The sequence below is a fragment of the Bacillus sp. PK3-067 genome (assembly GCF_056738645.1).
In genome coordinates, this window is the sequence record NZ_CP096490.1 from 5,103,566 (window position 1) to 5,126,974 (window position 23,409).

Genomic DNA, 23,409 nt, shown 5'->3' on the forward strand with positions numbered 1-23,409 from the left:
CCGATTGGGCCCTTTTTATTTACTTATTAAAGTGTTGTAAAATCGCTTCTACAATACGCTCTGATGCACGACCATCACCGTAAGGGTTAGATGCTTTCGCCATCTTATCATGAGCTTCTTTATCTGATAACAACTCATCAGCAAGACCAAAGATTGTCTCTTCGTCTGTTCCTGCTAATTTCAGCGTACCTGCTTCAATACCTTCAGGGCGCTCTGTTGTATCACGAAGAACAAGAACTGGTACCCCAAGTGATGGAGCTTCTTCTTGTACACCACCAGAATCCGTTAACATTAAGTATGAACGAGCTGCAACATTGTGGAAATCAATTACATCTAGCGGCTCAATTAAATGAATACGGTTATGTTCACCTAAAATTTCATTTGCTATTTCACGAACAACAGGGTTCATATGAACAGGGTACACAACTTGTACATCTTCATGCTTATCAACAAGACGCTTAATTGCACGGAACATATTACGCATCGGTTCACCTAAGTTTTCACGACGGTGAGCTGTCATAAGTACAAGACGATCATTCCCAAGTTTCTCTAGTACAGGATGACTATATGTTTCTTTTACAGTCGTTTGTAGCGCGTCAATCGCTGTATTTCCTGTAATGAAAATACGTGACTCATCTTTATTTTCCTTCTGTAAGTTCGTTGCTGATTTTGCTGTTGGTGAGAAATGAAGATCCGCCATTACACCTGTTAATTGACGATTCATCTCTTCTGGATATGGAGAATACTTATCCCACGTACGAAGGCCCGCCTCAACATGACCTACTGGAATTTGATTATAAAAAGCAGCTAAGCTTGCAATAAATGTTGTTGTTGTATCACCATGTACAAGTACAATATCCGGCTTCGCTTCTTTCATTACTTTATCCAAACCTTCTAAACCACGCGTTGTAACATCAATTAAAGTTTGGCGGTCTTTCATGATATTTAAATCGAAATCTGGCGTAATTCCAAAGATACTTAATACTTGATCTAACATTTGGCGATGTTGTGCTGTTACAGTCACAATCGATTCAATTTTTTCTGGGTGTTTTTGCAACTCTAATACAAGAGGTGCCATTTTAATTGCTTCTGGACGTGTCCCGAAAATTGTCATTACTTTTAAACGTTCAGTCATGTGATTGCCTCTTTTCTTTCACTAATTACAGCTTCTATTATGACATATAAAAATATGCATGAGTACTTTCCTTTTTAACGCATAACAGAAACTTTTCTATTACAAATACTTTTTCTTCCCACCGAGTAATAATCTATCTTTTGTTTCTTAACATCTTCATCAGTATAACAATTTCTCCCATCAAATAAAATAGGCTCCCTCATAAGTTGTACGTACTTTTCTAACGGATATGTTTGAATATCTTTCCATTCTGTTACGATAAAAGCCGCACTCGCATCTCTAATCGATTCATCTATACATCTACTATATTGTATAGCATCTCCAAATATATTTTTCACATATTGAATTGCTTTTGGGTCGTAAAGAGCAATATCTGCACCTATATTAAGTAATGCTTCTATTATAATAAGAGATGATGCTTCTCTAATATCATCCGTATTCGGTTTAAAGGATGCGCCAAGAACTGCAATCCGCTTTTTATTCATATTCATAACTTTTTTGGCTTTTTCAATCAATAGCAGCTGCTGCTTATTATTTACTTCAATAACCGCTTTTAACAAACGAAAATCATGAGCAACATTTCCCGCAATTTGTACCAGTGCTTTCGTATCTTTCGGAAAACACGACCCTCCGTAGCCAATGCCCGCATTTAAAAAAGATGCACCAATTCTCTTATCCATTCCCATCCCTTTGGCAACATCCAATACATTCGCGCCTACCTTCTCACATATATTTGAAATTTCATTAATGAAACTAATCTTTGTAGCTAAAAAGGCATTCGACGCGTATTTAATCATCTCTGCACTTTTAATATCTGTAACATACGTTTCTAAACATAATTCACTATACAAACTCTCTACTCTTCTTGCTACTTCCTCACTATCCGCTCCAATTACAATACGATCTCCATGAAAGAAATCATAAATACCTGAACCTTCACGCAAAAACTCTGGATTCGATACGATATGTACTGTATGCCTCCCTTTTAACTTCTCCTCAATCCATCCCTTCATTACATCATTTGTACCTACTGGAACTGTACTTTTCGTAACAACAATAATATCGTTCGTCGCATATAATCCAATATCGTTACAAGCACTCTGAATATACGTTAAATCTGCCGTCCCATCTAATAAAGGCGGTGTTCCAACTGCAATAAATATAAACTCTACATCATCAAATGCCTCTTCTTTATTTGATGTAAAAGTTAAAGCATTATTCTCATATGCATAATTTATTAATTCATGTAATCTAACCTCATAAATAGGTAAATCCCCTTGTTTTATCCGTTCAATTTTTTCATTATCTATATCAAAACATGTAACTGAATGCCCTAATTTTGCCAATCCTACTCCTGTAATCAACCCAACATATCCAGTACCTACTATCGTAATTTTCATTTCCTTTTCGCACAGGAATTTACAATAGAAAAGATATGAAATATAGAACTCTCCCTGCGCTTCCCCCTCTCACGTTAAAAATGAGAAAACCCTTTTCCTTTTTCATTATATGAATTACTTCCCTTACTTTTTTTAAAGTTTTTGTAAAATTAAATGCACTATAAAGTAAAACTTAATCAGTGAGAATGAGGCTGCCAGGTCACGTGTAATAAATTCCCACATTTTAACACGAGACTTACTCATTTCTACGTGCAACACTTATAATACTGAAATAAAAGTATTCACTATCGAAGAAAAAGAGAAAATGTCACATTCCGAAGTCCAGTACGATTAACCTTCTTATATGATTCAACATTCTATATACAATTGTCATATATTTTATTCGCTTCCATTAACCGTAAAAAGAAAAAAAGATTGAATTCTAATCTTTTTGTGATACCATATGTTATGAGCCTGTAAACAAACATCATAATTTTCAGATAAATATATTTTCAAAAAAAAAAATTACGTTAGACTATAAAGGGTGGGGTATTAATGGACTCACAAGTGATTTATGCCATTTTGGCATCTTTCATCACTGTACTTGTCGTTACTCCTTTAGTTATTAAATTAGCTTTTAAAATAGGAGCGACAGATAAGCCAAACGCACGTAAAGTGCACCAAAAGATTATGCCACGTCTTGGCGGGTTAGCAATATTTATTGGTGTAGCTGTAGGATTTGTTGTCGGTGGCTTATATGAGCAAAGAATGTTATCGATAACGCTAGGTGCAATTATCATTGTAATCATCGGAATTTTAGATGATATGTACGAGTTATCTGCGAGAGTAAAATTCGGTGGACAACTGTTAGTTGCCATTATGATTGTAAAAAGTGGATTATTAGTGCAAGTATTATATATCCCATTCATTGGGGATACTGAACTTGGATGGCTTGCTTATCCAATTACAGTATTTTGGCTTGTAGGTATTACGAATGCAATCAACTTAATTGACGGCTTAGATGGATTATCTGCTGGGATTTCATCTATCGTACTTGCAACGCTAGCATATATGGCCTTCACTAGCCCATGGGGTACTGGAACAGCTATTATCTTGCCACTTGCATTAATTATATTAGCAAGTACAATTGGATTTTTATTCTACAACTTCCATCCAGCAAAAATTTTCATGGGAGATACAGGAGCACTATTTTTAGGATACTGTATTTCTGTTATATCGTTACTTGGATTATACAAAAGTGTAACGTTATTCAGTTTTATCGTTCCAATTATCATTTTAGGTGTACCTATATTTGATACGATATTTGCAATCATCCGTCGTATCGTAAATAAAAAACCTATTTCAGCACCAGATAAATCGCATTTACATCACCGCTTACTTGCAATGGGATTCTCTCATCGCAAAACGGTACTAATTATATACGCATTCGGTATTTTCTTTAGTGTAAATGCTATTATTTTTACTACTGCAACGTTATGGTTATCCATTATTCTTCTTTTCGCTTTGATTTTCTTCACAGAAATCATCGCTGAAATAATCGGGCTTGTACATGAACGCTACAAACCAATCATTTCCTTTTATAAAAAAGTGAAAAAACGCGAAGACTAATTGTAGTATAGCCTTTTCAATTATGAAATATTCAAATAGCATCCTCTTTCTTATAAGAGGATGCTATTTTTTATTCTCATTTTATATTTCCAAAATATAGATTGTTTGAGAGTTCCTCTATTGGAGAAAGATATACATAATAAGAAAAGTATCAAGTTTTCTTTTTTACATCTTGATTGTCAAACTGAGGGTGAATGTTATGATCAAGCGAGTATTTCAATGTATTATTTTATTTTTAACGATTACTATGTACGTATCATCTAATACTGAAGCAACAACTGTTATTCCTGCTGAATATCATCCAAATACTGAAACAACTTCTCCTACACAAAAAATTGCGTACTTAACATTTGATGACGGACCAAACAAATATACTACACAAATTTTAAACATCTTAAAAGAAAAGAACGGAAAAGCAACTTTCTTTGTTATTGGTGGAAAAGTACCACATTATAAAAAGACAATGCAACGATTAATTAAAGACGGACATTATATCGGACTTCACAGTATGTCACATGATGTAAAACGCCTTTACACTGGTGACCCTTCCACTTTAATTGCAGAAATGGAGCAAACACAAAGCATTGTCCAGCAAGTTACGAAATTAAATACACATCTCGTTCGCGTTCCATATGGTAGTATGCCTTATTTAAAGAAGAATTACCGTGACGCACTTGTATCGGCCCAGTATAAAATGTGGGATTGGACGATCGATACATACGACTGGAAAAGCTATGACAATCCTTCTGCCATACTCGAAAGAGTACGTAATCAAAGTGATGAACAAGTCGAAGTCATTTTAATGCATGATTCGAGTGTAACCGTACAAATACTGCCAAAAGTAATTGATTACTTACAGTCACAAGGATACAAACTTCTTCCCTATAATCCTTCTTCTCATCTCAAGGTAAATTTTTGGAAAGACACAAGATTGTAACAGCTTTAGTGCCTATGTGCTAAAGCTGTTTTATTTTTCTCTTCCCACCCTTCCCATTTTTGTGTAAAATTTTAAATAGTGATGAAGTTTCGAGGTGAATAGAAATGAAACGAATAGATCTCATTTTCAACGCAATACAAAAAGGCAATTATACAGAAGGTGTAACCGCATCAGAACTCGCTACATTTCTGCAACTAGATCGCGCCAATGTAAGTAGCGATTTAAACAAACTTGTAAAAGATAAACGTTTATTAAAAACAAATACGCGACCTGTTCGTTTTTACATAGAAACGAACACTTCGTTGGAAACGCATTCAAAAGGCATAACTTCATTAGATACATTTGCAATTGAAAATACGAGCCTTAAAATTGCAATTGAAAAAGCGAAAGCTTCTATTCTCTATCCTCCAAACGGTATGCATACTTTACTACTGGGAGAAACAGGGGTCGGAAAGTCTATGTTTGCTTCTTTAATGCACGAATATGCAATTGAAGTTGAACAGCTTCCCAAAGATGCACCATTTATCGTCTTTAACTGTGCTGATTATGCAAATAATCCCCAGTTACTACTCGGGCAATTATTTGGGATTAAAAAAGGAGCTTATACAGGAGCAAGTGATCAAAAAGGGTTAATTGAAAAAGCACATGAAGGAATTCTTTTCTTAGATGAAGTACATCGCCTGCCTCCAGAGGGACAAGAAATGCTTTTCACCTTTATTGACCGCGGAGTATACCGCCGCCTTGGAGAAACAGAGAACGAACGTAAAGCACAAGTATTAATCATTACTGCAACAACAGAAGAACCAAATTCATTTTTATTAAAAACATTTACAAGACGTATACCGATGACTGTTACGCTGCCACCACTTCGTGAGCGTACACATAAAGAGCGCTTTGCTTTACTACAGCTATTTTTCACAAATGAAGCAATTCGTCTGCGAAAAGACATTCACGTTAGCCCAAATGCAATGCGTGCTTTCGTCTTTTACAATTGTCCCAATAACATCGGTCAATTAAAAACAGATGTTCAAATTGCATGTGCGAAAGCCTATTCTGATTTGGTCACAAAGAAACGTGATTCTGTCTATGTTTCAAGTACAGATTTACCTTGGTATATGAAAGAAGGGTTGTTCATTGAAAGAAAGAGCCGTCACTTATACCAAATACCAAATGAAACATTTGTATTTACAGGTGAGGAAGGTTGGAGTAATCATAAAACAGAAGATGAAAAACGCTCTTCTATTTACGATTATATTGATTATAAATACGAAGAACTTCAAGCACGTGGTATTGAAGAGGAAGAATTAGAATTACTAATAGAAAATGATGTTCAAAGCTTTTTCGTACAATATTTTAACCAAATATCCAAAAAAACAAGCCATGAAAATGTTTTTAAAATTGTGGATCGTAATATCGTTTCCGTATGTGAAAAAATAGCGGAACTTGCTGAAAAGCATTTATCTAAGACGTTTGATGAAAAAGTATTTCTTGCTTTAAGTTTACATGTACAGACAACTCTACAACGTTTACAAAGCGGAAAACAAATACATCACCCACAATTAAATCAAATTCGTACGAAATATAAAGAAGCTTTTTCCGTAGCTATGCAATGCATTCAACTACTGGAGGAAGAATTACAAATAACAATGCCTATTGATGAAGCTGGCTTTTTAACAATGTTCTTCGTTGTTGATCCAATTCCTGCCTCACAAACAGAAGTAAAAGTATTAATATTAGCACACGGTAATGGCATCGCAACTGAAATGGCAAACGTTGCAAACGAACTTCTCGGTATTGAGGAAGTAACCGGTATTGATATGCCGTTACACGAATCACCGAAAGATTTCTTGGAACGTGTGAAAGTTTATATGAAAACACTACAAAATGTAAATGGGCTTCTCTTACTTGTCGATATGGGGTCACTTGCTTATATCGGTGACATATTAGAAACTGAGTTCAAAATCCCTGTACGTGTTCTCTCGATGACGAGCACACCACATGCACTAGAAGCAGCTCGAAAAGCTCAGCTCGGTTATTCATTAGATGCGCTGTATGAAACAGTAAAAAATTTAACACCGTTTTACTTAAACGTACAAGAAGAAAAGAAAAAACCTCTCTCTCCAATGAAATCTGTTATTTTAACAGCTTGTTTAACTGGTGAAGGAAGTGCTTTAGCTATTCAAAAAATGTTAGAGAACTATTTACGATTTGATAAAGACTTAATTGAAATTATTCCGATTAGTATCGTCCATGAAAAAGATTTAACGAAAATGATCGAGAACATAAAAAAAGAGCGTAATATCATTTGTATCGTCACGAATTTCGATGTGCAAGTGCCGTGCTTAACATATCATTTCCAAGACATCGTAAACTACACAGCAATTCAGCCCATTCAAGAATTAATTACGTATGAAGAAACATATGCAAAAATGGCGGATATTCTTGAACAACAAATGCAGCGTAACGATGGGGCATTACTTATTAAAACAATTCGTTACGCATTAAATACAATTCAAGAATTAATTTCCTTACAGCTAACTCCTGATAGCTTAATGGGGGTTATTCTGCATATGAGCTGTATGGTTGACCGTCTTCAAAAAGGAGAAAGCCTTCTTCCTCACCCTGATAAAGAGAAAAGAAGACAAGATGAATACTGGATGTATATGAAAGTAAAAAAAGCATTGCAACCGATTGAAAATACATTTGAAATACAAATACCTGATGACGAAGTATTTTACGTTATGGACTTCTTTATTAAAAATCAGCCTGTTAAAAATTAATTGAGGCCGTTTTTAAAAATATCGACCGTAACGTGAGTTATATCGGCGATTTTCAAAACATATCGATTTACCGACAATAATCGCTAAAACTAGCACCTTATATAATGAGAAAAGGCTGTTCCAACATATGGACAGCCTTTTCATCTACTTCTTTACTTTTCTAACTCGCCCTCTTATTTCTCCTCTTTTTTGTGATTTCGTATGGACATTAACATATACATTTGCTTGAATAATTTCTTGAAGTAAATGTACAAATGATTTCCCTTGTAAAGGTCCCTCAAAATCCTCTACATTCACTACACCAGTAATACTTCCCTCGTTCAAACTAATCCCTTGCTCCAGTGGACCATACAAATATAAAACAACAGGACCAATTTGAGTAGACTTCCCTAAATGAATTTGACACGATGTAACCTTTTCTATATTTTTTAGTATTACTCTGTAATGCAATTTCGTTAAATCATCACTAAAAATAAACTCTGCTACCCCAAAAGCTTCTGTATTTACAGGAGGCACTTCCCTCTTACCTGTTAACCTGGCAAAGAAATGTGTTGTCATAAGGCATTCTCCTTATATAAATTTCCCAGCACTACTTCTACTACTTTATGGTTTAGACATAATCATTTATGACTTTTTCAATTTTTAATTACAAAGAAAAGATTCACAAAATCTTTACATTAAAATCGTTCCTGTAGATTGAAAGTCTCTTGTATAATGCACATAGAAAAACATTATAGGAGGTTATTTTGAAAAAAAACAAACACATCTTTCACACATTATTAGAGATTTTTCTCGTCTCATTTAAATTAGGACTTACTTCATTCGGCGGTCCTGTCGCTCATCTCGGCTATTTTCACCACGAATACGTGCAAAAAAGAAAATGGATGGATGAACGAAGCTATGGAGATTTAGTAGCGCTATGTCAATTCCTTCCTGGTCCTGCCAGCAGTCAAGTCGGTATGGGGGTTGGATTATTAAGAGGCGGACTATTAGGAGCTATTATTTCATGGATTGGATTCACTTTACCGTCTGTACTTGTTTTGGTTTTCTTCGCCTCATTCCTTAATCAGTTCGATCTTGGAAGTGCTGGCTGGATTCATGGACTAAAACTTGTAGCAGTAGCTATTGTCGCTCATGCCATATGGGGAATGGCGCGAAAGTTAACTCCAGATCGCAACCGTGCGACGATTGCGATTGTAACTGCCGCAATTGCCTTATTATGGCCAAGTAGTTGGACACAAGTCATCCTTATTATAATATGTGGCTTTATCGGCTGGTTTTTATATCGCAACCAACCAATTAGCCAATCACAAAATATAAAAGTACCTATTTCAAAAAAGATAGCAGTTTCTTGTCTCGTCTTATTCTTTGGACTATTACTGCTGCTACCGATATTAAGACCGTTTTCTTATTACATCGCTTTATTTGATAGTTTCTATCGTTCTGGCGCACTTGTATTTGGAGGAGGACACGTCGTGCTGCCCCTTCTTGAAGGTGAGTTCGTACAAAACGGAATGATGACGAAAGAACAGTTCCTAGCTGGATACGGATTAACACAAGCAGTACCAGGACCACTATTTACATTCGCCTCTTATATAGGAGCAGTATTAAACGGGACGCTTGGGGCAACACTCGCAACAATTGCGATTTTCCTCCCTGCTTTCTTACTCGTTATTGGTGTTTTACCATTTTGGAACAGTGTGAGAAAAATATCATTCATACAAGGCGCACTACTTGGTGTTAACGCCGCAGTTGTTGGTATTTTAATTGCCGCTTTTTACGATCCTATTTGGACGAGTACAGTTATAAATGCTTCAGATTTCGTTTTCGCTTCGCTTCTTTTTTGCTTACTAGCTTTTTGGAAAACACCACCTTGGGTTATCGTTATACTGGGAGCCTTTGGCGGATATATTCTGTCCATTTTATAAATAAAAAACGACGGCATGATGTAGCCGTCGTTTTTTCTATTAAAACTTCACAAGCTCTATGCCTTCTGGCAACTCACTCTCTGTTAAAATACGCAATTCCTTCACACGATCCATTACGTAAGAAGAACGCTTCACAAGCTCTGGATCAATATATGCTGGATGAACCATAATTTCTACCGTTTGTTCACCTTGTACTCTTTCTTTTAACTTCACAAAGTAATCTTCCGTCACACCATCCGCATAAAAATCACTGTAAAACACATCAGAAAATGGATGCACCGCTCTATCTTCCTCACAACGACGAATCGGAACATTATATTTAGCCGCTAATCTCTCAAGAACATCATGTAAGATCGGTAAACCATGCACATGATGATGACTATCTAAATGAGTTGGTGTTAATCCGTAAGATAAAAACTTCTCAATTTGAGCAGTCCATTCTCTCTCAACTTCTTCTGGATTTATATTCCCTTCCCTTACAACACTTTGTTTATGAAACGATCCGTTTTCCCCTACGAGTGACGGTACATCCTTTAACAGTGGTTCTCCTGCCGTTAATACGAGATGTACGCCTACTCCGAGTAGGTTGTACTCTTTCGCTAAGCGTACCGCATGCTCTGTTCCTGGCATATTCATCATCATCGTCGTTGAATTTACAAGTCCATTTATATGCCCATCAATAATGCCGTAATTTGTACCTTCTGTAAGACCGAAATCATCTGCATTTACAATTAACTTAATCATCATAATACCTCCTAATAGAATAAAAAAAGCGGGCTAAATAGCGCCGCTTTTACTTCTCTACCTTTTTGAAGAACTGCGGAAGATACTCTTTATGTGCTTCCAACATTTCATCTAAAATTTGTTTTGCAACTTTATCTGATGGTACAAGTGGATTGATTGTCATAGCAAGCAGCGCCTTATGATAATCCCCTGTAACAGCAGCTTCAATTGTTGTGCGCTCAAATGATTTAATTTGTTGTACTAAACCGCGAACTGGTACTGGAAGATCTCCCACTGCAATTGGTTTTGGGCCTTCTTTCGTAATAATACAGTTCACTTCAACAGCTGAATCATGTGGTAAGCTTGCAATTGTTCCGTTGTTTCGTGTATTAACAGGCTGGATATCACCTTTATTATTGTAAATAGACGTAATTAAGCTACATGCTGCATCACTATAATAAGCTCCGCCACGTTTTTCTAATTGTGGTGGTTTAATATCTAAGTTCGGGTCTTTATATAACTCAAATAAATCATTTTCTAATTGTTTTACTACTTCTGCACGTGTACCTTTTTCAACAGAAGCTTCTTTCTCTTCTTCTAACATTTCACGTGTTTTGTAGTAGTAACGGTGGTATGGACATGGAATTACACGAAGTCCTCGAATAAAGTCTGGTTCCCAGTTAAGCGCTGCGATATTTTCCATCGTAATTTGCTTTTCTGGATCTGTCACAAGCTCTAACACACGGTCCATTACACTCACGCCATCTAAATATACGTCTAATCCATATACCATATGATTTAAACCTGCGAAATCAACGTGAACACGACTCGCATCTACTTCAAGTAATTTTGCAAGACCCATACGAATTCCGATTGGAACGTTACATAGACCAACTACTCTTTGAATATTTGTATAACGAAGAACAGCTTCTGTTACCATACCAGCTGGATTTGCAAAGTTAATTAACCATGCATTCGGACAGAGCTCCTCCATATCTTTACAAATATCTAAAATAACAGGAATCGTTCTCAACGCTTTGAATAAACCACCAGGACCATTCGTTTCCTGACCGATTACATCATATTTTAATGGGATTGCTTCATCTTTTGCACGTGCTTCTAATAAACCAACGCGAAGTTGTGTTGTTACGAAGTCAGCATCTTTTAATGCCTCGCGACGATCAAGTGTTAAATGTACCTCGATTGGTAAACCTGATTTTTTCACCATACGTTTCGCTAAGTTACCAACGATTTCTAACTTTTCTTTTCCTGCCTCAATATCTACTAACCAAATTTCACGAACAGGCAGTTCATCATAACGCTTAATAAATCCTTCAATTAACTCTGGTGTATAACTAGATCCACCGCCGATTGTAGCAATTTTAATTCCAGTCATGCTTTATTCCCCTTTCGCTTCAAGCTTTTTATAAAGATCGATAAACTCTGCTGCTAATTCTTTCACTGTAATCGCATTCATTAAATGATCTTGTGCGTGAATTAAAAGAACACTAACCTCTGTTTTTTCTCCTCTTGCTTCTGATTGTATGAGCTCTGTTTGAAAATGATGCGCTTCATTAATCGCTTCTTTTGCCTTTACCATCGCTTCATCTGCTTCTGCCATTTTCCCCTGTTTGGCAAATTGAAGTGCCTCCATCGCAAAGCTTCGTGCGTTACCACTATTTAAAATCAATTGGAATGGAATTTGTTCTGCTGTAGTCATCATAATTACCGCCCTCTCTATAAAGTTCAACCGATTTAAATACCCCTTCAGTTTGAACATGTCTATTAAAGTATGAATTTATTAATGATAGTTTAGTGTTCATATAGATGTTTTTCATCTTTTTGAACATGATATAAAGGTAATTATTCTGACGAGCTATAGGAACTCGCCAGAATAATATTTTTTAAAGTGATACTGAATTGTCGCTTCCTTTTGTTTCAGCTTTTGCAGCCTGTACATAAGTACGGTCACACATTAATACGAATGGATAGTAAATTACTACCGCGATTGCAAAGTTCACCACTTGTAGTGCTGCACCAGCGATGCTTCCGCCCGATACAAGATAACCACTAAAGATTGGTGGCATTGTCCATGGAACTAACGCAACTGTTTTTGGTACCCATCCTAAAGTAATTGCTGTATAAGAAGTAATAACTAATACAACCGGTGTAAGTACGAATGGGATAATTAACGTTGGGTTTAATACAATTGGCGTACCAAAAATAACTGGTTCGTTAATATTAAAGAAACCAGGACCGATAGATACACGGCCTACACCGCGAAGCTGCGCACTTTTCGCTACAAGCATTACTGCCACTAAGAACGCTAACGTTGCACCCGATCCCCCGATATATACGTATACATCAAAGAATGGTTTTGTGAAGATATGCGGTACGTCATATGCAGACATACCATCATTAAATAATTTCATATTTTTCTCTAATGCTGGTAAATAGATTGGGTCAATAATCCCCCCAATAATATTTGGACCATGTAATCCGAAGAACCATAATACGTGAATAAGTAACGCGATAATAATTGCACTTGGTAATGTACCCGCTAAACCTTGTAATGGTAATTGAATTGTTTCAAATACCATTTTATGAATGCTTGTTCCCGCAAGTTTCACAGCTAATTGAATACCTGCTGTTACAATCAAAATAACGAATGCTGGAACTAACGCTGCGAATGATTTCATTACTGCCGGTGGAACACCATCTGGCATTTTAATTGTAATATCCCTTTGAACAAAGAATCTAAACACTTCTGTTACAAGAAGAGCCACTATAATGGAAACGAATAGACCTTGTGCCCCTGTCCACGCTAAATCAATACCGCCTTCTTTTGGCGTTGTCGGAGAAATAATAATTAATGCACCGAATGTAATGATTGCTGCTGACAACGCATCGACGCCGTAAGATTTCGCTAAATTGTAACTTATCCCAACTGCGACTATGAGGGCGAGTATAGCAAAGGAACCAGTCCACATACCGCCACCGACATCTTTCCAAGCGTCACCAAATGTGCCCTTCATAAAGTTTTGGAAAGCATCAATTGGTAAGTTATTTATAAGTACTGCAAATGATCCAACTAAAATAAGAGGCATAACTGCGATAAATCCGTCACGGATTGCAACTAAGTGGCGCTGCGATCCAATTCTACCTGCGACTGGAACTAAATATTTCTCCATGAATGCAATAAACTTTTGCATTTCGCTTCCCCCCTAATTATTTTTTAAGTGTTAATGCGTGATCTAAAACTGCTTCTCCATTCATCATGCCGTAGTGCATTGGATTGATAACGTCGATTCCAACGTTTCTCTCATCAGCAAGCGTTTTCATTGAAGAAAGCATGTAACGAACTTGTGGTCCTAGTAATAATACATCTGCTTGATCGATATTCGTTTTTACTGCATCCCCAGATACAGCCCAAATCTTTCCTTCTAAACCGCGAGCTTTTGCAGCCGCTTCCATTTTTGTAACTAGTAAACTTGTAGACATCCCTGCTGAGCAACATAATAAAATATTCATTTGAAAATCCCCCTTGTGTAGTATAAAAAATTTATGTTTTATTTATTTTTCTTTACGCTATTTATTAATGCAATTAGCGTGCCAACTTTTTAAAACCACTAAAATCAGTGCTTTTTCGAGCATTTTCTTTGTGTGTTAACGCTTTCAATTAGTGTGTCGTCTAAAAAACACACAGTGTGTTATAAAACAACACGCTTTTAACACATAACTGTATGAAAATAGATTAGTGTTTAGTTGTCTAGTTATGTTTAATATGAAAAAACACTAAAAAAATTTTTTATCGTAGAAATCTAGTAAAAAACAACATTTTCTTGAGCTCAGTCTTCTATCTATTCTATTGTCCAAGCATACTCTACTAGATTACATAAAATAAAATAGAATAAAATAACACAATTCGAAAGGGGATTCCTATGCCAAAACATAGAAAACAAAGCAAAATAAAGATTTATAGAATAACAAGCTATAAAAAAGACAAGCGTTCTGAATTAGACTCTGACAAATTTGAACTAGAACAGCAGGACAAGCATGATATACAAGACAAACAGGACAAACAGGATGAGCAGAATAAGCAAGATAAGCAAGTACAATCGGAAAATGTAACTATAGTACCTACAGATTCACACAGCTTAGATGTGTGGGATGAAATTTCTCTAAAGGAAATACAAGCTGGTGAACATACGAGCCTATTTGAAGAAAAGAGTAATTATCAAAATATTAATTTAGTCCAAGTAAACGATGTTCGCTTATACTTGGACAAGCAACTACAATTCAGTTCCGTTGATGAGCAAATTTATCATGAAGCACTTGTACATCCGATTATGGCAAAAGTAATTGATCCAAAACGTGTTCTCATATTAGGTGGTGGCGATGGCCTTGCCTTACGAGAAGTTTTGAAATATGAAACTGTGCTACATGTAGACCTTGTTGATTTAGACGAGGCAATGATTAATATGGCACGTAATGTTCCAGAAATAGTATCTTTAAACAAAAATGCTTTTTTTGATAATCGTGTGAACGTGCACGTATGCGATGCAAAAGAATTTCTAAATTCACCTTCATCTTTATACGATGTAATCATTATTGATTTTCCAGACCCAGCGACAGAATTATTAAGTACTTTATATACAAGCGAACTATTTGCTCGTATAGCTACATTCTTAACAGAAGATGGGGCTTTCGTCTGTCAATCTAATTCACCTGCTGATGCACCTCTAGTATATTGGAGTATCGGTAATACAATTGAACACGCTGGATTAACTGTGAAGAGTTATCATACAATCGTTCCTTCTTTCGGAACTGACTGGGGATTTCATCTTGCTACTAATTCTGCACATGTACTCGATCAAATTGAACAATTATATGTAGTACCAACTCCTCGAACATTGCCTGCTCTTCTTTTTCCTTTATTTCAATTTAAAGAAGAACATCTAGAACAACGTAACCTCGCTCTTTTAAATTCAGAATCAAATCTTATCTTACATCAATGCTACAAACAGGAAATGAAGTTTTGACAATATTATAATAAGGAGTGCTACCCTATGGAATATTCTACTTTTGGCAAGCATATAATAGTAGATTTGTGGGGAGTGGACTTTTCCCTATTAGATGATATGCACTTTTTAGAATATCATCTAGTTACAGCTGCAGATTACTCTGGTGCCCATGTTTTAAACGTAAGTAAAAAAGAGTTCCAGCCATATGGTGTTACTGTATTAGTGTTATTATCAGAAAGCCATCTTTCCATTCACACTTACCCGGAACAAAATTTTGCGGCTATTGACTGTTATACTTGCGGTACAACCGTTGAACCACAAATAGCGATTGATTATATCGTAAATATATTAAAACCGGAACGGATGCATATAAAAAGATTAATTCGTGGTATAGGAGAAATTGTTACTGCCGATTAATTATAACTCTTACTCATCCGAAAAAAGGAGGATTGTAAAATACCATCAGTGGGATGAACATTCCACTGATGGTACAGGCACATACATAAAATGAAATTTTAATTAGTGGAAGTTTTACTGCCCGTTAATTCGAGATAAAAAAACCTTGCATAAGCAAGGTTCATTCATCCACCGACATCTTCCTATATAACTCTACAAACTCACTCGCTAATTCTTTCACCGTAATTGCATTCATTAAATGGTCTTGTGCGTGTACCATTAAAAGAGTAACTTCGGTCTTTTCACCACCAGCTTCTTTCTGGATAAGCTCCGTTTGTACACGGTGCGCCTCTTTTAATTCCTCTAGTGCTTCTTGTAATTTAGCTTCAGCTTCTGTAAACTCCCCACGCTTCGCACAATCAATTGCTTCCATTGAACAACTTCTCGCGTTTCCCCCATGCAAGATTAAATGAAAAGCTTTCGTCTCTATCGTATCCATTTTAGTTCTTTACTCCCCCTTTTCTTCCGCCAGTTTTTGTTTATCCCATATTTTTAAGAACGGTAAATAAATGAAGAATGCTAGCGCAAAGTTAACAAGTTGTAAAATAACACCTGAAATTTTCCCGCCCGATCCTAAATATCCACTAAAAAGAATAGGTGTCGTCCAAGGTACAGCGGCCCCACTCGGACGTGCGACCCATCCCCATTCCATTGCAAAGTACGAAACAATTGTTAACACAACTGGAACTAATATAAATGGAATTAGTAAAAGTGGGTTCATCACAATCGGCATACCAAAAGTTACCATCTCATTAATATTAAATATACCAGGTGCAATTGACAATCTCCCTAAACTTTTTAATTGTTGACTTCGTGCAAATAGTAACATTCCGACAACTAGAGCAAGCGTTGCACCAGAACCGCCCATATAAATCCATAAGTCAAAAAACTGTGCCGTAATCGTATTTGGTACATCTTGCCCAGCTTGAAAAGCGACTCGGTTTTGATCCATTAACGACAACCAAACGGGGCTCATTACACCACCAACAATAGTAGCACCATGAATTCCACACGACCAAAGAACATGAACGAGAATAACTGCTATTATTGCGCCCCAAAGACTAGCACCAAGTACACTAAGTGGTTCCTGTAAAATTTGTCCTACAATATTATGGATACTGCCAAAAGAAGTATTTTCTATAATTAAGCGTAAAATCCAAATAACTGTTACAACAATAAATCCTGGAACAAGTGCCGCAAATGAACGCGTGACAGCTGGTGGAACTGTCTCTGGCATCTTTATGATTATCTTTTTTTGTACAATAAATCGATAAAGTTCAGTAGATATAAGTGCAATAATCATTGCTACAAATAACCCTTGGCTTCCCATTAATGCAGCTGGGATAGCGCCTTCTACAAGTACACTTTCTTTTGTACTTGGTATAATATATGCAACTTGAAATGGCGTCGCAAGTAAAAACGTCACAAGCGACAATGCCCCGGATGCTAAAGCATCCACTTTATAATACTCTCCAAGCCTGTAAGCGATTCCAAAAACAGCTATTAAAGCCATTATATTAAAAGTTGCACTAACTGGATACCCTAAAGCTCTCTGCCAATTCTCACCAAACAAACCTGCCATAAACTCGTTATATCCGGGTATTGGCAGTGCACTAATAATGAGGAAAAACGATCCAATAATTAAGAAAGGCATCGTTAAAATAATTCCATCTCGAATTGCTTGTAAATGCCTCTGCTCTGCAACCTTCCCTGCTACTGGCATCACGTACTTCTCTAAAAACCGTATCATCTATCCCACTCTCCTCATGGTTTCATTGACAAAGCTGCTTGCAAGATAGCTTCTCCATTACAAAGTCCGTAATGAACGGATTGAATGACATCAACAGGTATCCCTTTATCCTTACATAATTCTTTCATTTTCGGTAATAAATAACGTACTTGCGGTCCAAGTAAAAGGACATCAGCTTTATCAATATGACTATTCACTTCAGAACCTGATACTGCCCAGATTTTCACTTCTATCCCTCTTGCCTCTGCTGCTTTCTCCATCTTTGTAACAATCAAACTGGAAGACATTCCCGCTGCACAGCAAAGTAAAATATTCATCCCGCTTCCCTCCCCTTTTTTCTCTACCTAAATTATGGTGCACTCCTTGCCACCACTAGGTTACAAATATATATGTCTAGATTTCCTGCTGTATGCCGAGCTTAAAAACAAAAATTTCTTGGTTTTCGCGCTATTCCATCTATCCGTATTCTCCTAGTAAAGAGAACTCTAACTCGCTATAATGATTCAGTATGACTTTTTTTAATTGATAGGAGGATATATTTATGAAGGCATATCGCTTTCCACTTATTTTATTATCTTCTATCCTAATTGGTGGTTTCATTGGTTATTTCATGGGTGCCGATGCAGTTGCTTTAAAGCCGCTTGGTGACATTTTCTTAAACTTAATGTTTACGATTGTTGTACCTCTAGTGTTCTTTAGCATCGCATCGTCTATTGCTAATATGGATGGATTAAAACGTTTCGGTAAAATTATGTCTAGTATGGCTGGGACTTTCTTATTTACAAGTATTTTAGCTGCTATTTTTATGATTATTGTTGTGAAAATATTCCCGCCAGCACAAGGTGTTGTACTAGAACTAACACAACCTGACAAAGCCGGCAAAGCTGTTAGTGTTGCAGATCAAATCGTCGGTATTTTAACAGTATCTGACTTCTCGAAGTTACTATCTCGTGAAAATATGTTAGCTCTTATTTTCTTCTCTATCTTAATGGGGATTGCAACTTCAGCAGTTGGCGAAAAAGGAAAGCCATTCGCTACATTCCTACAAGCTGGTGCAGAGATTTCAATGAAGGTTGTATCTTTCATTATGTACTACGCTCCAATCGGACTTGCTGCTTACTTCGCAGCATTAGTTGGCGAATTCGGACCACAACTTCTTGGAACTTACTTCCGAGCAGCAATGGTATACTATCCAGCTTCTCTTATCTACTTCTTTGTATTCTTCACGTTCTATGCATACCTTGCAGGTCGCAAACAAGGTGTACAAGTATTTTGGAAGAACATGGTCTCTCCTACAGTCACATCACTTGCAACTTGTAGTAGTGCCGCAAGTATTCCAGCGAACTTAGAAGCAACGAAGAAAATGGGTATTTCTTCAGACGTTCGTGAAACAGTTGTCCTTCTTGGTTCTACACTTCATAAAGACGGCTCTGTTTTAGGTGGCGTATTAAAAATTGCTTTCTTATTCGGTATTTTCAACATGGAATTCGAAGGACCGAAAACATTAGCAATCGCACTTGTTGTTTCTCTATTAGTAGGAACAGTAATGGGTGCTATTCCAGGCGGTGGTATGATCGGTGAAATGTTAATCGTATCTCTATACGGTTTCCCGCCAGAAGCACTGCCAATTATCGCAGCAATTAGTACAATCATTGATCCACCTGCAACGATGTTAAACGTAACAGCAGATAACGCTTGTGCCGTAATGACAGCTCGCCTTGTAGAAGGTAAGAATTGGATCAAAAACAAATTTGCTTAATAGAAAGAAAGAGGATGCTCCAAACGAGCATCCTCTTTCTTTCGTTATTTATTGATAGGTTGATATCTCCTCTCGCCACAAATTTGTTAAAATCTTCACAAATATTCCACATCCATTATCCATTCTCCGTACTATAATCATGTATGGAAAAGGAGATGGAAACGATGACACAAAGCGCACCTGAATTTAAAGTTTTGCAAAGCATTGCATTTCTCGCTGTCGTTTTGCAAAGTTCCTTATTATATACAATGAATCAAGGAAATGTCTTACTTGAGCAATCCCTCATTATGGGCATGCTATTTAATCTTGCAAAATTCTCAGCACCAGCATTCATATTTATCGTTGGATTTCACTTAATTCGTCACTATACGAAGCAATTAGTATATAAAGAATATATTTCTGAAAAAGCGACACACTTACTCATTCCTTATTTCTTTTGGTCTATTCTTTACTTATTAACAACAAATGATCTTATTACATTACAAGGCGGAATAAAAAGTTTATTACTCGGAACAGCCGCGCCCCATCTTTGGTACGTTATTATGATGTTCCAAATTCACTTATTGTTCCCTTTACTATGCACACTTTTTTATTGGTTTCAAAAACGAACAGAAAATAAAAAAGACATATATAAATATATGACCTTTTTCGCTTGCCTATATTTTCTATTAATGTGGTTCTCTTCTCACTATATTTTTAATGGAGAAAAATTAACAAGTTCAACAATTTTACATTATACAGATCGATCATTTCTATTCTACTCATTCTATTTCGTTATGGGTGGCATTGCCGCTGTAGCACTAAAAACTTGGCGTCTATTCGTCATGAAACATATCCCGCTTATAACAATATTATTTTTCATCTTATTTTTATTCATCAATTATGAGTTGTTTAGTTTTTACGGAGCAAACTCTATTCATTTAACTGTTTCTACCTATTTAAAGCCATCTATGTTTTTATATATCGTATGCGAAATTATCATACTGTATGTGTTATCTATTATGATAGTACAGCGTCGTGGTTTCTTATATAAAACGTTACGTTTCATTGGAAATTACACGTATGGTGCTTATTTAGCTCATTTATTCTTCTTGCAACTATGCACAAAACTTCTTTCCTTATTCACGCTGCAAGAAAATACTATATTATATACCCTATTACTATTTGTGTTAACGGCCATTATCTCTATTTCAACAATGGTCATTTGTAGCACAATACCATTTCATACTTGGATTACAGGACCTTCTCCTACAACAAAGATGAAATGGACGAAGGTTGTATTCCGAAAAAATCATAAAAAACTATTCAAGCCATATATTTGATATAATAATACGCATATAAAAAGAAAGCGAGAGACACCTATGATTAATCAAGTTGGACAAATTATGCTATATGTAAATAACCAAGACGAAACAGTACAATTTTGGACAGAAAAAGTAGGGTTCCAAATCATTGCGGAAGAAAATAACGGAAACGGATTCCGCTGGATTGAAATTGCACCGGCGAAAGAAGCAGGAACAAGCATCGTCCTTCACGATAAAGCGTTAATCGCGAAGATGCAACCTGAACTAAACCTAAATACACCTTCACTTATGTTCTTCTCAGATGACTTAGACCGTCTATATAAAGATCTTTCTGAGAAAAATGTCACAGTTGGACAGGTTGTAGATTTACCTACTGGTAGAGCATTCAACTTTGCTGATAATGAAAATAATTACTTTGCAGTAATGGAACGTAAATAAAAAATAAGCTATCCGAAAAAATCGGATAGCTTATTTCATCTTAAGAAACTTGTTCTACATTCGTTTCTCTATGCTGTATATGACTCGTGATCCAAGCAATTCCACCGGCAACAACGAGATAACATAACAATATTAAAATTTGCATTTGTAATTGCGACCAATCTCCTAAAGAGATAACATCTTGTAATCCTCTAAGAGAATGAGACATTGGGAGAAACTGTCCAATTTTGCTAAGAACAGCTATGTTTAATTCTCCTGGGAAAGTACCTCCGCTCGTCGCTAATTGCAGGACAAGAAGGGTTACCGCTAAGAACTTTCCAACAAGACCAAATACTGTTACTAACATAAGAATAAATGTCATGAACGTAAAGGAAATAACAATACTTGATAAAACAAAGAGTGGCACACTTGCGACTTCTAATTTCATAACACCTAGCACAACTACATCTACGAGTAGCGCTTGAATAAGTCCAATTAAATATACCAATCCTAGTTTATTAATAAAATGTACCGTTCCGCTTACCTTCATATTTTGTCTGCGGCCAAGAGGTAAAATATTCGATGCCATAATTCCGCCAACATAAAATGCAAGTGATAAGAAATATGGCGCAATGCCTGAACCGTAGTTAGGCACGTCAGAAACTGTTGACTTCACTAACTGAACTGGCTCTGAGAACATCGTATTACGTGCATCATCATTACGAACATCCGCTATCTTCTCTGCGCCCTCTCCCAATTTCGTAGAAAGTTCTTTCGCACCATCATCAAGTTTAACAAGTCCATTTGTTAATTTACCAGCACCGTTATTCAGCTCCGTTCCACCACTCGCAAGCTGATTTACACCTTCTTGCAATGATGTAAACCCATTTCCCCACTTCGTAAATCCATCAGCCAAATTCGATGCACCATCTGCTACCTTTTTCGTTCCAGCAGTAGCTTCATTTAACTTAACTCCGAATGTATTCATGCCTTCTTCAATCTTATGTTGACCGTCAGCAATCTTCTTCGCACCTTGTGTCAATTGTTGTTGGCTATTATTTAAAGTATTTGTTGCTTTAGCTAGTCCATCAGACGTAGCAACAATTTTTTGAAAAGCGGGATCTTGCTGCACTTCTGGATGATTTTTCACGTACTCTTCTAATTGTTGTTTTATACTATTAGCTGCACCATCCGCTTTTACTTGGCCTTCAGCAAGCTTCTCACTTCCGCTCACCCATTCATTTGTACCAGCACTTAATTCACTAACCCCTGATTGTAACGTTTTTTCACCTTGTGCTAATAACTCCATACCGCTATGAAGTGAAGTTGCTCCTTGACTTAGCTCATTCGCTCCGTCAGTTAAGGCTGATTTGCTAGAAGCAAGTTTTTCACTTCCCTCTTTCACTTTTGATGTCCCGTCACTTAAACGATGAATACCATCTGCAAGCTGATTTGCCCCATTTCTTGCATCTGTCGTTCCTTCATGTAACTTCCCAGCACCATTACTTGCATCACTCAACCCTTGTGCTAAGTCTTGAAACTTTGAAAACACACCTTCTGTATAAGATTTCGTAATACTATTTGAAATTTTTGTTTTCATATTTTCAACAGCTGTCGTTCCAATTTGCGCTGCTACAAAGTTTTTACCCGGATTTACTTTGTACTGCAATTGTGCTGGTTCTGGTTTCTCATCCATAAGTGTACTTACCTTTTTAGAGAAATCAGCTGGAATCGTAACAACCATATAGTACTTATCTTCTTTTAGCCCTTCATCAGCATTTTTTTCTGATACGAAATGAAAAGCCAGTTCTTTATTCTCCTTTAAATTTTTTACAAAATCGTCTCCTGCATGAATTGTTTTCTCATCCATCGCAGCACCTTTATCTAAATTCACAACCGCAACAGGTAATTTATCTAATTTTCCGTACGGATCCCAATATCCGGCTAAAAAGAATCCTGAATAAATTAACGGAACGATTAATAAAAAAATTAAAGCGATACGTCCATGTTTATGGTGCCACATCGCTTTCCAATCTTTAAATACAAGTTGAATTCCCTTCATGAAACATACTCCTTCTCCGAATTTAACACCATTAGAATGGTTTAACAGATTTACTATACACGTCACTTTCCATACTGTATAATACATCTTTAATTATTAATTCATTCCTTTTGGTCTATAGAAAGG

The 23,409-nt window shown here is 36.4% G+C and carries 21 protein-coding genes; 9 read left to right on the forward strand and 12 right to left on the reverse strand.

The window, feature by feature from the left end; all coding sequences use genetic code 11:
- Window positions 1–19: 19 nt before the first annotated feature.
- Together wecB and M1D73_RS26400 are read right to left on the reverse strand one after the other, a co-directional pair.
- The gene (wecB, locus tag M1D73_RS26395; RefSeq protein WP_000140145.1) at window positions 20–1,135 is read right to left on the reverse strand and encodes a non-hydrolyzing UDP-N-acetylglucosamine 2-epimerase; all 1,116 of its coding nucleotides are present in this window, start codon (window positions 1,133–1,135) and stop codon (window positions 20–22) included.
- Window positions 1,136–1,209: 74 nt separating this feature from the next.
- Window positions 1,210–2,535, reverse strand: coding sequence for a UDP-glucose dehydrogenase family protein (locus M1D73_RS26400; protein ID WP_071739739.1), 1,326 nt, complete (start codon window positions 2,533–2,535; stop codon window positions 1,210–1,212).
- Between the two features lie 534 nt (window positions 2,536–3,069).
- Between M1D73_RS26400 and M1D73_RS26405 the strand changes: the two genes are divergently transcribed.
- From M1D73_RS26405 to M1D73_RS26415, 3 genes are all read left to right on the forward strand, one after another.
- Complete coding sequence (locus M1D73_RS26405) at window positions 3,070–4,143, forward strand: glycosyltransferase family 4 protein (RefSeq protein ID WP_000378318.1); 1,074 nt, start codon at window positions 3,070–3,072, stop codon at window positions 4,141–4,143.
- Window positions 4,144–4,342: 199 nt separating this feature from the next.
- The gene (locus M1D73_RS26410; protein WP_000597149.1) at window positions 4,343–5,080 is read left to right on the forward strand and encodes a polysaccharide deacetylase family protein; all 738 of its coding nucleotides are present in this window, start codon (window positions 4,343–4,345) and stop codon (window positions 5,078–5,080) included.
- A gap of 104 nt (window positions 5,081–5,184) precedes the next feature.
- Window positions 5,185–7,860: a sigma-54-dependent transcriptional regulator gene (locus M1D73_RS26415; RefSeq protein ID WP_000820971.1), complete on the forward strand. Its 2,676-nt coding sequence runs from the start codon at window positions 5,185–5,187 to the stop codon at window positions 7,858–7,860.
- A gap of 144 nt (window positions 7,861–8,004) precedes the next feature.
- Here the strand turns inward: M1D73_RS26415 and exsM are convergent, their stop codons facing one another.
- Entirely contained in the window at window positions 8,005–8,418 is a 414-nt protein-coding gene (gene exsM / locus M1D73_RS26420) for an exosporium regulatory protein ExsM (protein WP_000207046.1), read from the reverse strand.
- 188 nt (window positions 8,419–8,606) lie between these two features.
- On the opposite strand from exsM, the gene M1D73_RS26425 reads away from it, so the two are divergent.
- The gene (locus M1D73_RS26425; protein WP_000739648.1) at window positions 8,607–9,788 is read left to right on the forward strand and encodes a chromate transporter; all 1,182 of its coding nucleotides are present in this window, start codon (window positions 8,607–8,609) and stop codon (window positions 9,786–9,788) included.
- Between the two features lie 39 nt (window positions 9,789–9,827).
- Here M1D73_RS26425 and chbG read toward each other — a convergent pair whose 3' ends face one another.
- The 5 genes from chbG to M1D73_RS26450 all read right to left on the reverse strand — a co-directional run bounded on the left by chbG (window position 9,828) and on the right by M1D73_RS26450 (window position 14,042).
- Window positions 9,828–10,532, reverse strand: coding sequence for a chitin disaccharide deacetylase (gene chbG / locus M1D73_RS26430; RefSeq protein ID WP_000593496.1), 705 nt, complete (start codon window positions 10,530–10,532; stop codon window positions 9,828–9,830).
- A gap of 49 nt (window positions 10,533–10,581) precedes the next feature.
- Complete coding sequence (gene celF / locus M1D73_RS26435; RefSeq protein ID WP_100654888.1) at window positions 10,582–11,907, reverse strand: 6-phospho-beta-glucosidase; 1,326 nt, start codon at window positions 11,905–11,907, stop codon at window positions 10,582–10,584.
- Window positions 11,908–11,910: 3 nt separating this feature from the next.
- Window positions 11,911–12,234: a PTS lactose/cellobiose transporter subunit IIA gene (locus M1D73_RS26440; RefSeq protein ID WP_000989055.1), complete on the reverse strand. Its 324-nt coding sequence runs from the start codon at window positions 12,232–12,234 to the stop codon at window positions 11,911–11,913.
- 181 nt (window positions 12,235–12,415) lie between these two features.
- Complete coding sequence (gene celB / locus M1D73_RS26445) at window positions 12,416–13,723, reverse strand: PTS cellobiose transporter subunit IIC (RefSeq protein WP_001168848.1); 1,308 nt, start codon at window positions 13,721–13,723, stop codon at window positions 12,416–12,418.
- Between the two features lie 16 nt (window positions 13,724–13,739).
- Complete coding sequence (locus tag M1D73_RS26450; protein ID WP_001023569.1) at window positions 13,740–14,042, reverse strand: PTS sugar transporter subunit IIB; 303 nt, start codon at window positions 14,040–14,042, stop codon at window positions 13,740–13,742.
- Between the two features lie 410 nt (window positions 14,043–14,452).
- Between M1D73_RS26450 and M1D73_RS26455 the strand changes: the two genes are divergently transcribed.
- Window positions 14,453–15,553, forward strand: a complete 1,101-nt coding sequence (locus M1D73_RS26455; RefSeq protein WP_001123965.1) for a polyamine aminopropyltransferase — start codon at window positions 14,453–14,455, stop codon at window positions 15,551–15,553.
- Between the two features lie 27 nt (window positions 15,554–15,580).
- The gene (gene speD / locus M1D73_RS26460) at window positions 15,581–15,952 is read left to right on the forward strand and encodes an adenosylmethionine decarboxylase (RefSeq protein WP_000456821.1); all 372 of its coding nucleotides are present in this window, start codon (window positions 15,581–15,583) and stop codon (window positions 15,950–15,952) included.
- Between the two features lie 160 nt (window positions 15,953–16,112).
- Here the strand turns inward: speD and M1D73_RS26465 are convergent, their stop codons facing one another.
- Genes M1D73_RS26465 through M1D73_RS26475 form a run of 3 tightly spaced genes read right to left on the reverse strand, consistent with a single transcriptional unit; the run spans window position 16,113 to window position 18,058 of the window.
- On the reverse strand, window positions 16,113–16,430 hold the full coding sequence (locus tag M1D73_RS26465; protein WP_000379645.1) for a PTS sugar transporter subunit IIA: 318 nt from the start codon (window positions 16,428–16,430) through the stop codon (window positions 16,113–16,115).
- Between the two features lie 9 nt (window positions 16,431–16,439).
- The gene (celB, locus tag M1D73_RS26470) at window positions 16,440–17,741 is read right to left on the reverse strand and encodes a PTS cellobiose transporter subunit IIC (protein WP_000617789.1); all 1,302 of its coding nucleotides are present in this window, start codon (window positions 17,739–17,741) and stop codon (window positions 16,440–16,442) included.
- 14 nt (window positions 17,742–17,755) lie between these two features.
- On the reverse strand, window positions 17,756–18,058 hold the full coding sequence (locus M1D73_RS26475) for a PTS sugar transporter subunit IIB (RefSeq protein WP_001023543.1): 303 nt from the start codon (window positions 18,056–18,058) through the stop codon (window positions 17,756–17,758).
- A 224-nt stretch (window positions 18,059–18,282) separates the two neighbouring features.
- On the opposite strand from M1D73_RS26475, the gene M1D73_RS26480 reads away from it, so the two are divergent.
- The 3 genes from M1D73_RS26480 (at window position 18,283) to M1D73_RS26490 (ending at window position 21,242) form a co-directional block, all read left to right on the forward strand.
- Window positions 18,283–19,500, forward strand: coding sequence for a dicarboxylate/amino acid:cation symporter (locus M1D73_RS26480; protein ID WP_000649362.1), 1,218 nt, complete (start codon window positions 18,283–18,285; stop codon window positions 19,498–19,500).
- A 164-nt stretch (window positions 19,501–19,664) separates the two neighbouring features.
- On the forward strand, window positions 19,665–20,822 hold the full coding sequence (locus tag M1D73_RS26485) for an acyltransferase (RefSeq protein ID WP_000194334.1): 1,158 nt from the start codon (window positions 19,665–19,667) through the stop codon (window positions 20,820–20,822).
- A 39-nt stretch (window positions 20,823–20,861) separates the two neighbouring features.
- Window positions 20,862–21,242: a VOC family protein gene (locus M1D73_RS26490; protein WP_000610160.1), complete on the forward strand. Its 381-nt coding sequence runs from the start codon at window positions 20,862–20,864 to the stop codon at window positions 21,240–21,242.
- Window positions 21,243–21,282: 40 nt separating this feature from the next.
- Here the strand turns inward: M1D73_RS26490 and M1D73_RS26495 are convergent, their stop codons facing one another.
- Window positions 21,283–23,283, reverse strand: a complete 2,001-nt coding sequence (locus M1D73_RS26495) for a YhgE/Pip domain-containing protein (RefSeq protein WP_000676365.1) — start codon at window positions 23,281–23,283, stop codon at window positions 21,283–21,285.
- Window positions 23,284–23,409: the final 126 nt, after the last annotated feature.

What these genes read in the sequence shown, in the direction of transcription:
- wecB (WP_000140145.1), bottom strand. Translation starts at nt 1,135, where the DNA reads ATGACTGAACGTTTAAAAGTAATGACAATTTTCGGGACACGTCCAGAA.
- M1D73_RS26400 (WP_071739739.1), bottom strand. Translation starts at nt 2,535, where the DNA reads ATGAAAATTACGATAGTAGGTACTGGATATGTTGGGTTGATTACAGGA.
- M1D73_RS26405 (WP_000378318.1), top strand. Translation starts at nt 3,070, where the DNA reads ATGGACTCACAAGTGATTTATGCCATTTTGGCATCTTTCATCACTGTA.
- M1D73_RS26410 (WP_000597149.1), top strand. Translation starts at nt 4,343, where the DNA reads ATGATCAAGCGAGTATTTCAATGTATTATTTTATTTTTAACGATTACT.
- M1D73_RS26415 (WP_000820971.1), top strand. Translation starts at nt 5,185, where the DNA reads ATGAAACGAATAGATCTCATTTTCAACGCAATACAAAAAGGCAATTAT.
- exsM (WP_000207046.1), bottom strand. Translation starts at nt 8,418, where the DNA reads ATGACAACACATTTCTTTGCCAGGTTAACAGGTAAGAGGGAAGTGCCT.
- chbG (WP_000593496.1), bottom strand. Translation starts at nt 10,532, where the DNA reads ATGATTAAGTTAATTGTAAATGCAGATGATTTCGGTCTTACAGAAGGT.
- celF (WP_100654888.1), bottom strand. Translation starts at nt 11,907, where the DNA reads ATGACTGGAATTAAAATTGCTACAATCGGCGGTGGATCTAGTTATACA.
- M1D73_RS26440 (WP_000989055.1), bottom strand. Translation starts at nt 12,234, where the DNA reads ATGATGACTACAGCAGAACAAATTCCATTCCAATTGATTTTAAATAGT.
- celB (WP_001168848.1), bottom strand. Translation starts at nt 13,723, where the DNA reads ATGCAAAAGTTTATTGCATTCATGGAGAAATATTTAGTTCCAGTCGCA.
- M1D73_RS26450 (WP_001023569.1), bottom strand. Translation starts at nt 14,042, where the DNA reads ATGAATATTTTATTATGTTGCTCAGCAGGGATGTCTACAAGTTTACTA.
- M1D73_RS26455 (WP_001123965.1), top strand. Translation starts at nt 14,453, where the DNA reads ATGCCAAAACATAGAAAACAAAGCAAAATAAAGATTTATAGAATAACA.
- speD (WP_000456821.1), top strand. Translation starts at nt 15,581, where the DNA reads ATGGAATATTCTACTTTTGGCAAGCATATAATAGTAGATTTGTGGGGA.
- M1D73_RS26465 (WP_000379645.1), bottom strand. Translation starts at nt 16,430, where the DNA reads ATGGATACGATAGAGACGAAAGCTTTTCATTTAATCTTGCATGGGGGA.
- celB (WP_000617789.1), bottom strand. Translation starts at nt 17,741, where the DNA reads ATGATACGGTTTTTAGAGAAGTACGTGATGCCAGTAGCAGGGAAGGTT.
- M1D73_RS26475 (WP_001023543.1), bottom strand. Translation starts at nt 18,058, where the DNA reads ATGAATATTTTACTTTGCTGTGCAGCGGGAATGTCTTCCAGTTTGATT.
- M1D73_RS26480 (WP_000649362.1), top strand. Translation starts at nt 18,283, where the DNA reads ATGAAGGCATATCGCTTTCCACTTATTTTATTATCTTCTATCCTAATT.
- M1D73_RS26485 (WP_000194334.1), top strand. Translation starts at nt 19,665, where the DNA reads ATGACACAAAGCGCACCTGAATTTAAAGTTTTGCAAAGCATTGCATTT.
- M1D73_RS26490 (WP_000610160.1), top strand. Translation starts at nt 20,862, where the DNA reads ATGATTAATCAAGTTGGACAAATTATGCTATATGTAAATAACCAAGAC.
- M1D73_RS26495 (WP_000676365.1), bottom strand. Translation starts at nt 23,283, where the DNA reads ATGAAGGGAATTCAACTTGTATTTAAAGATTGGAAAGCGATGTGGCAC.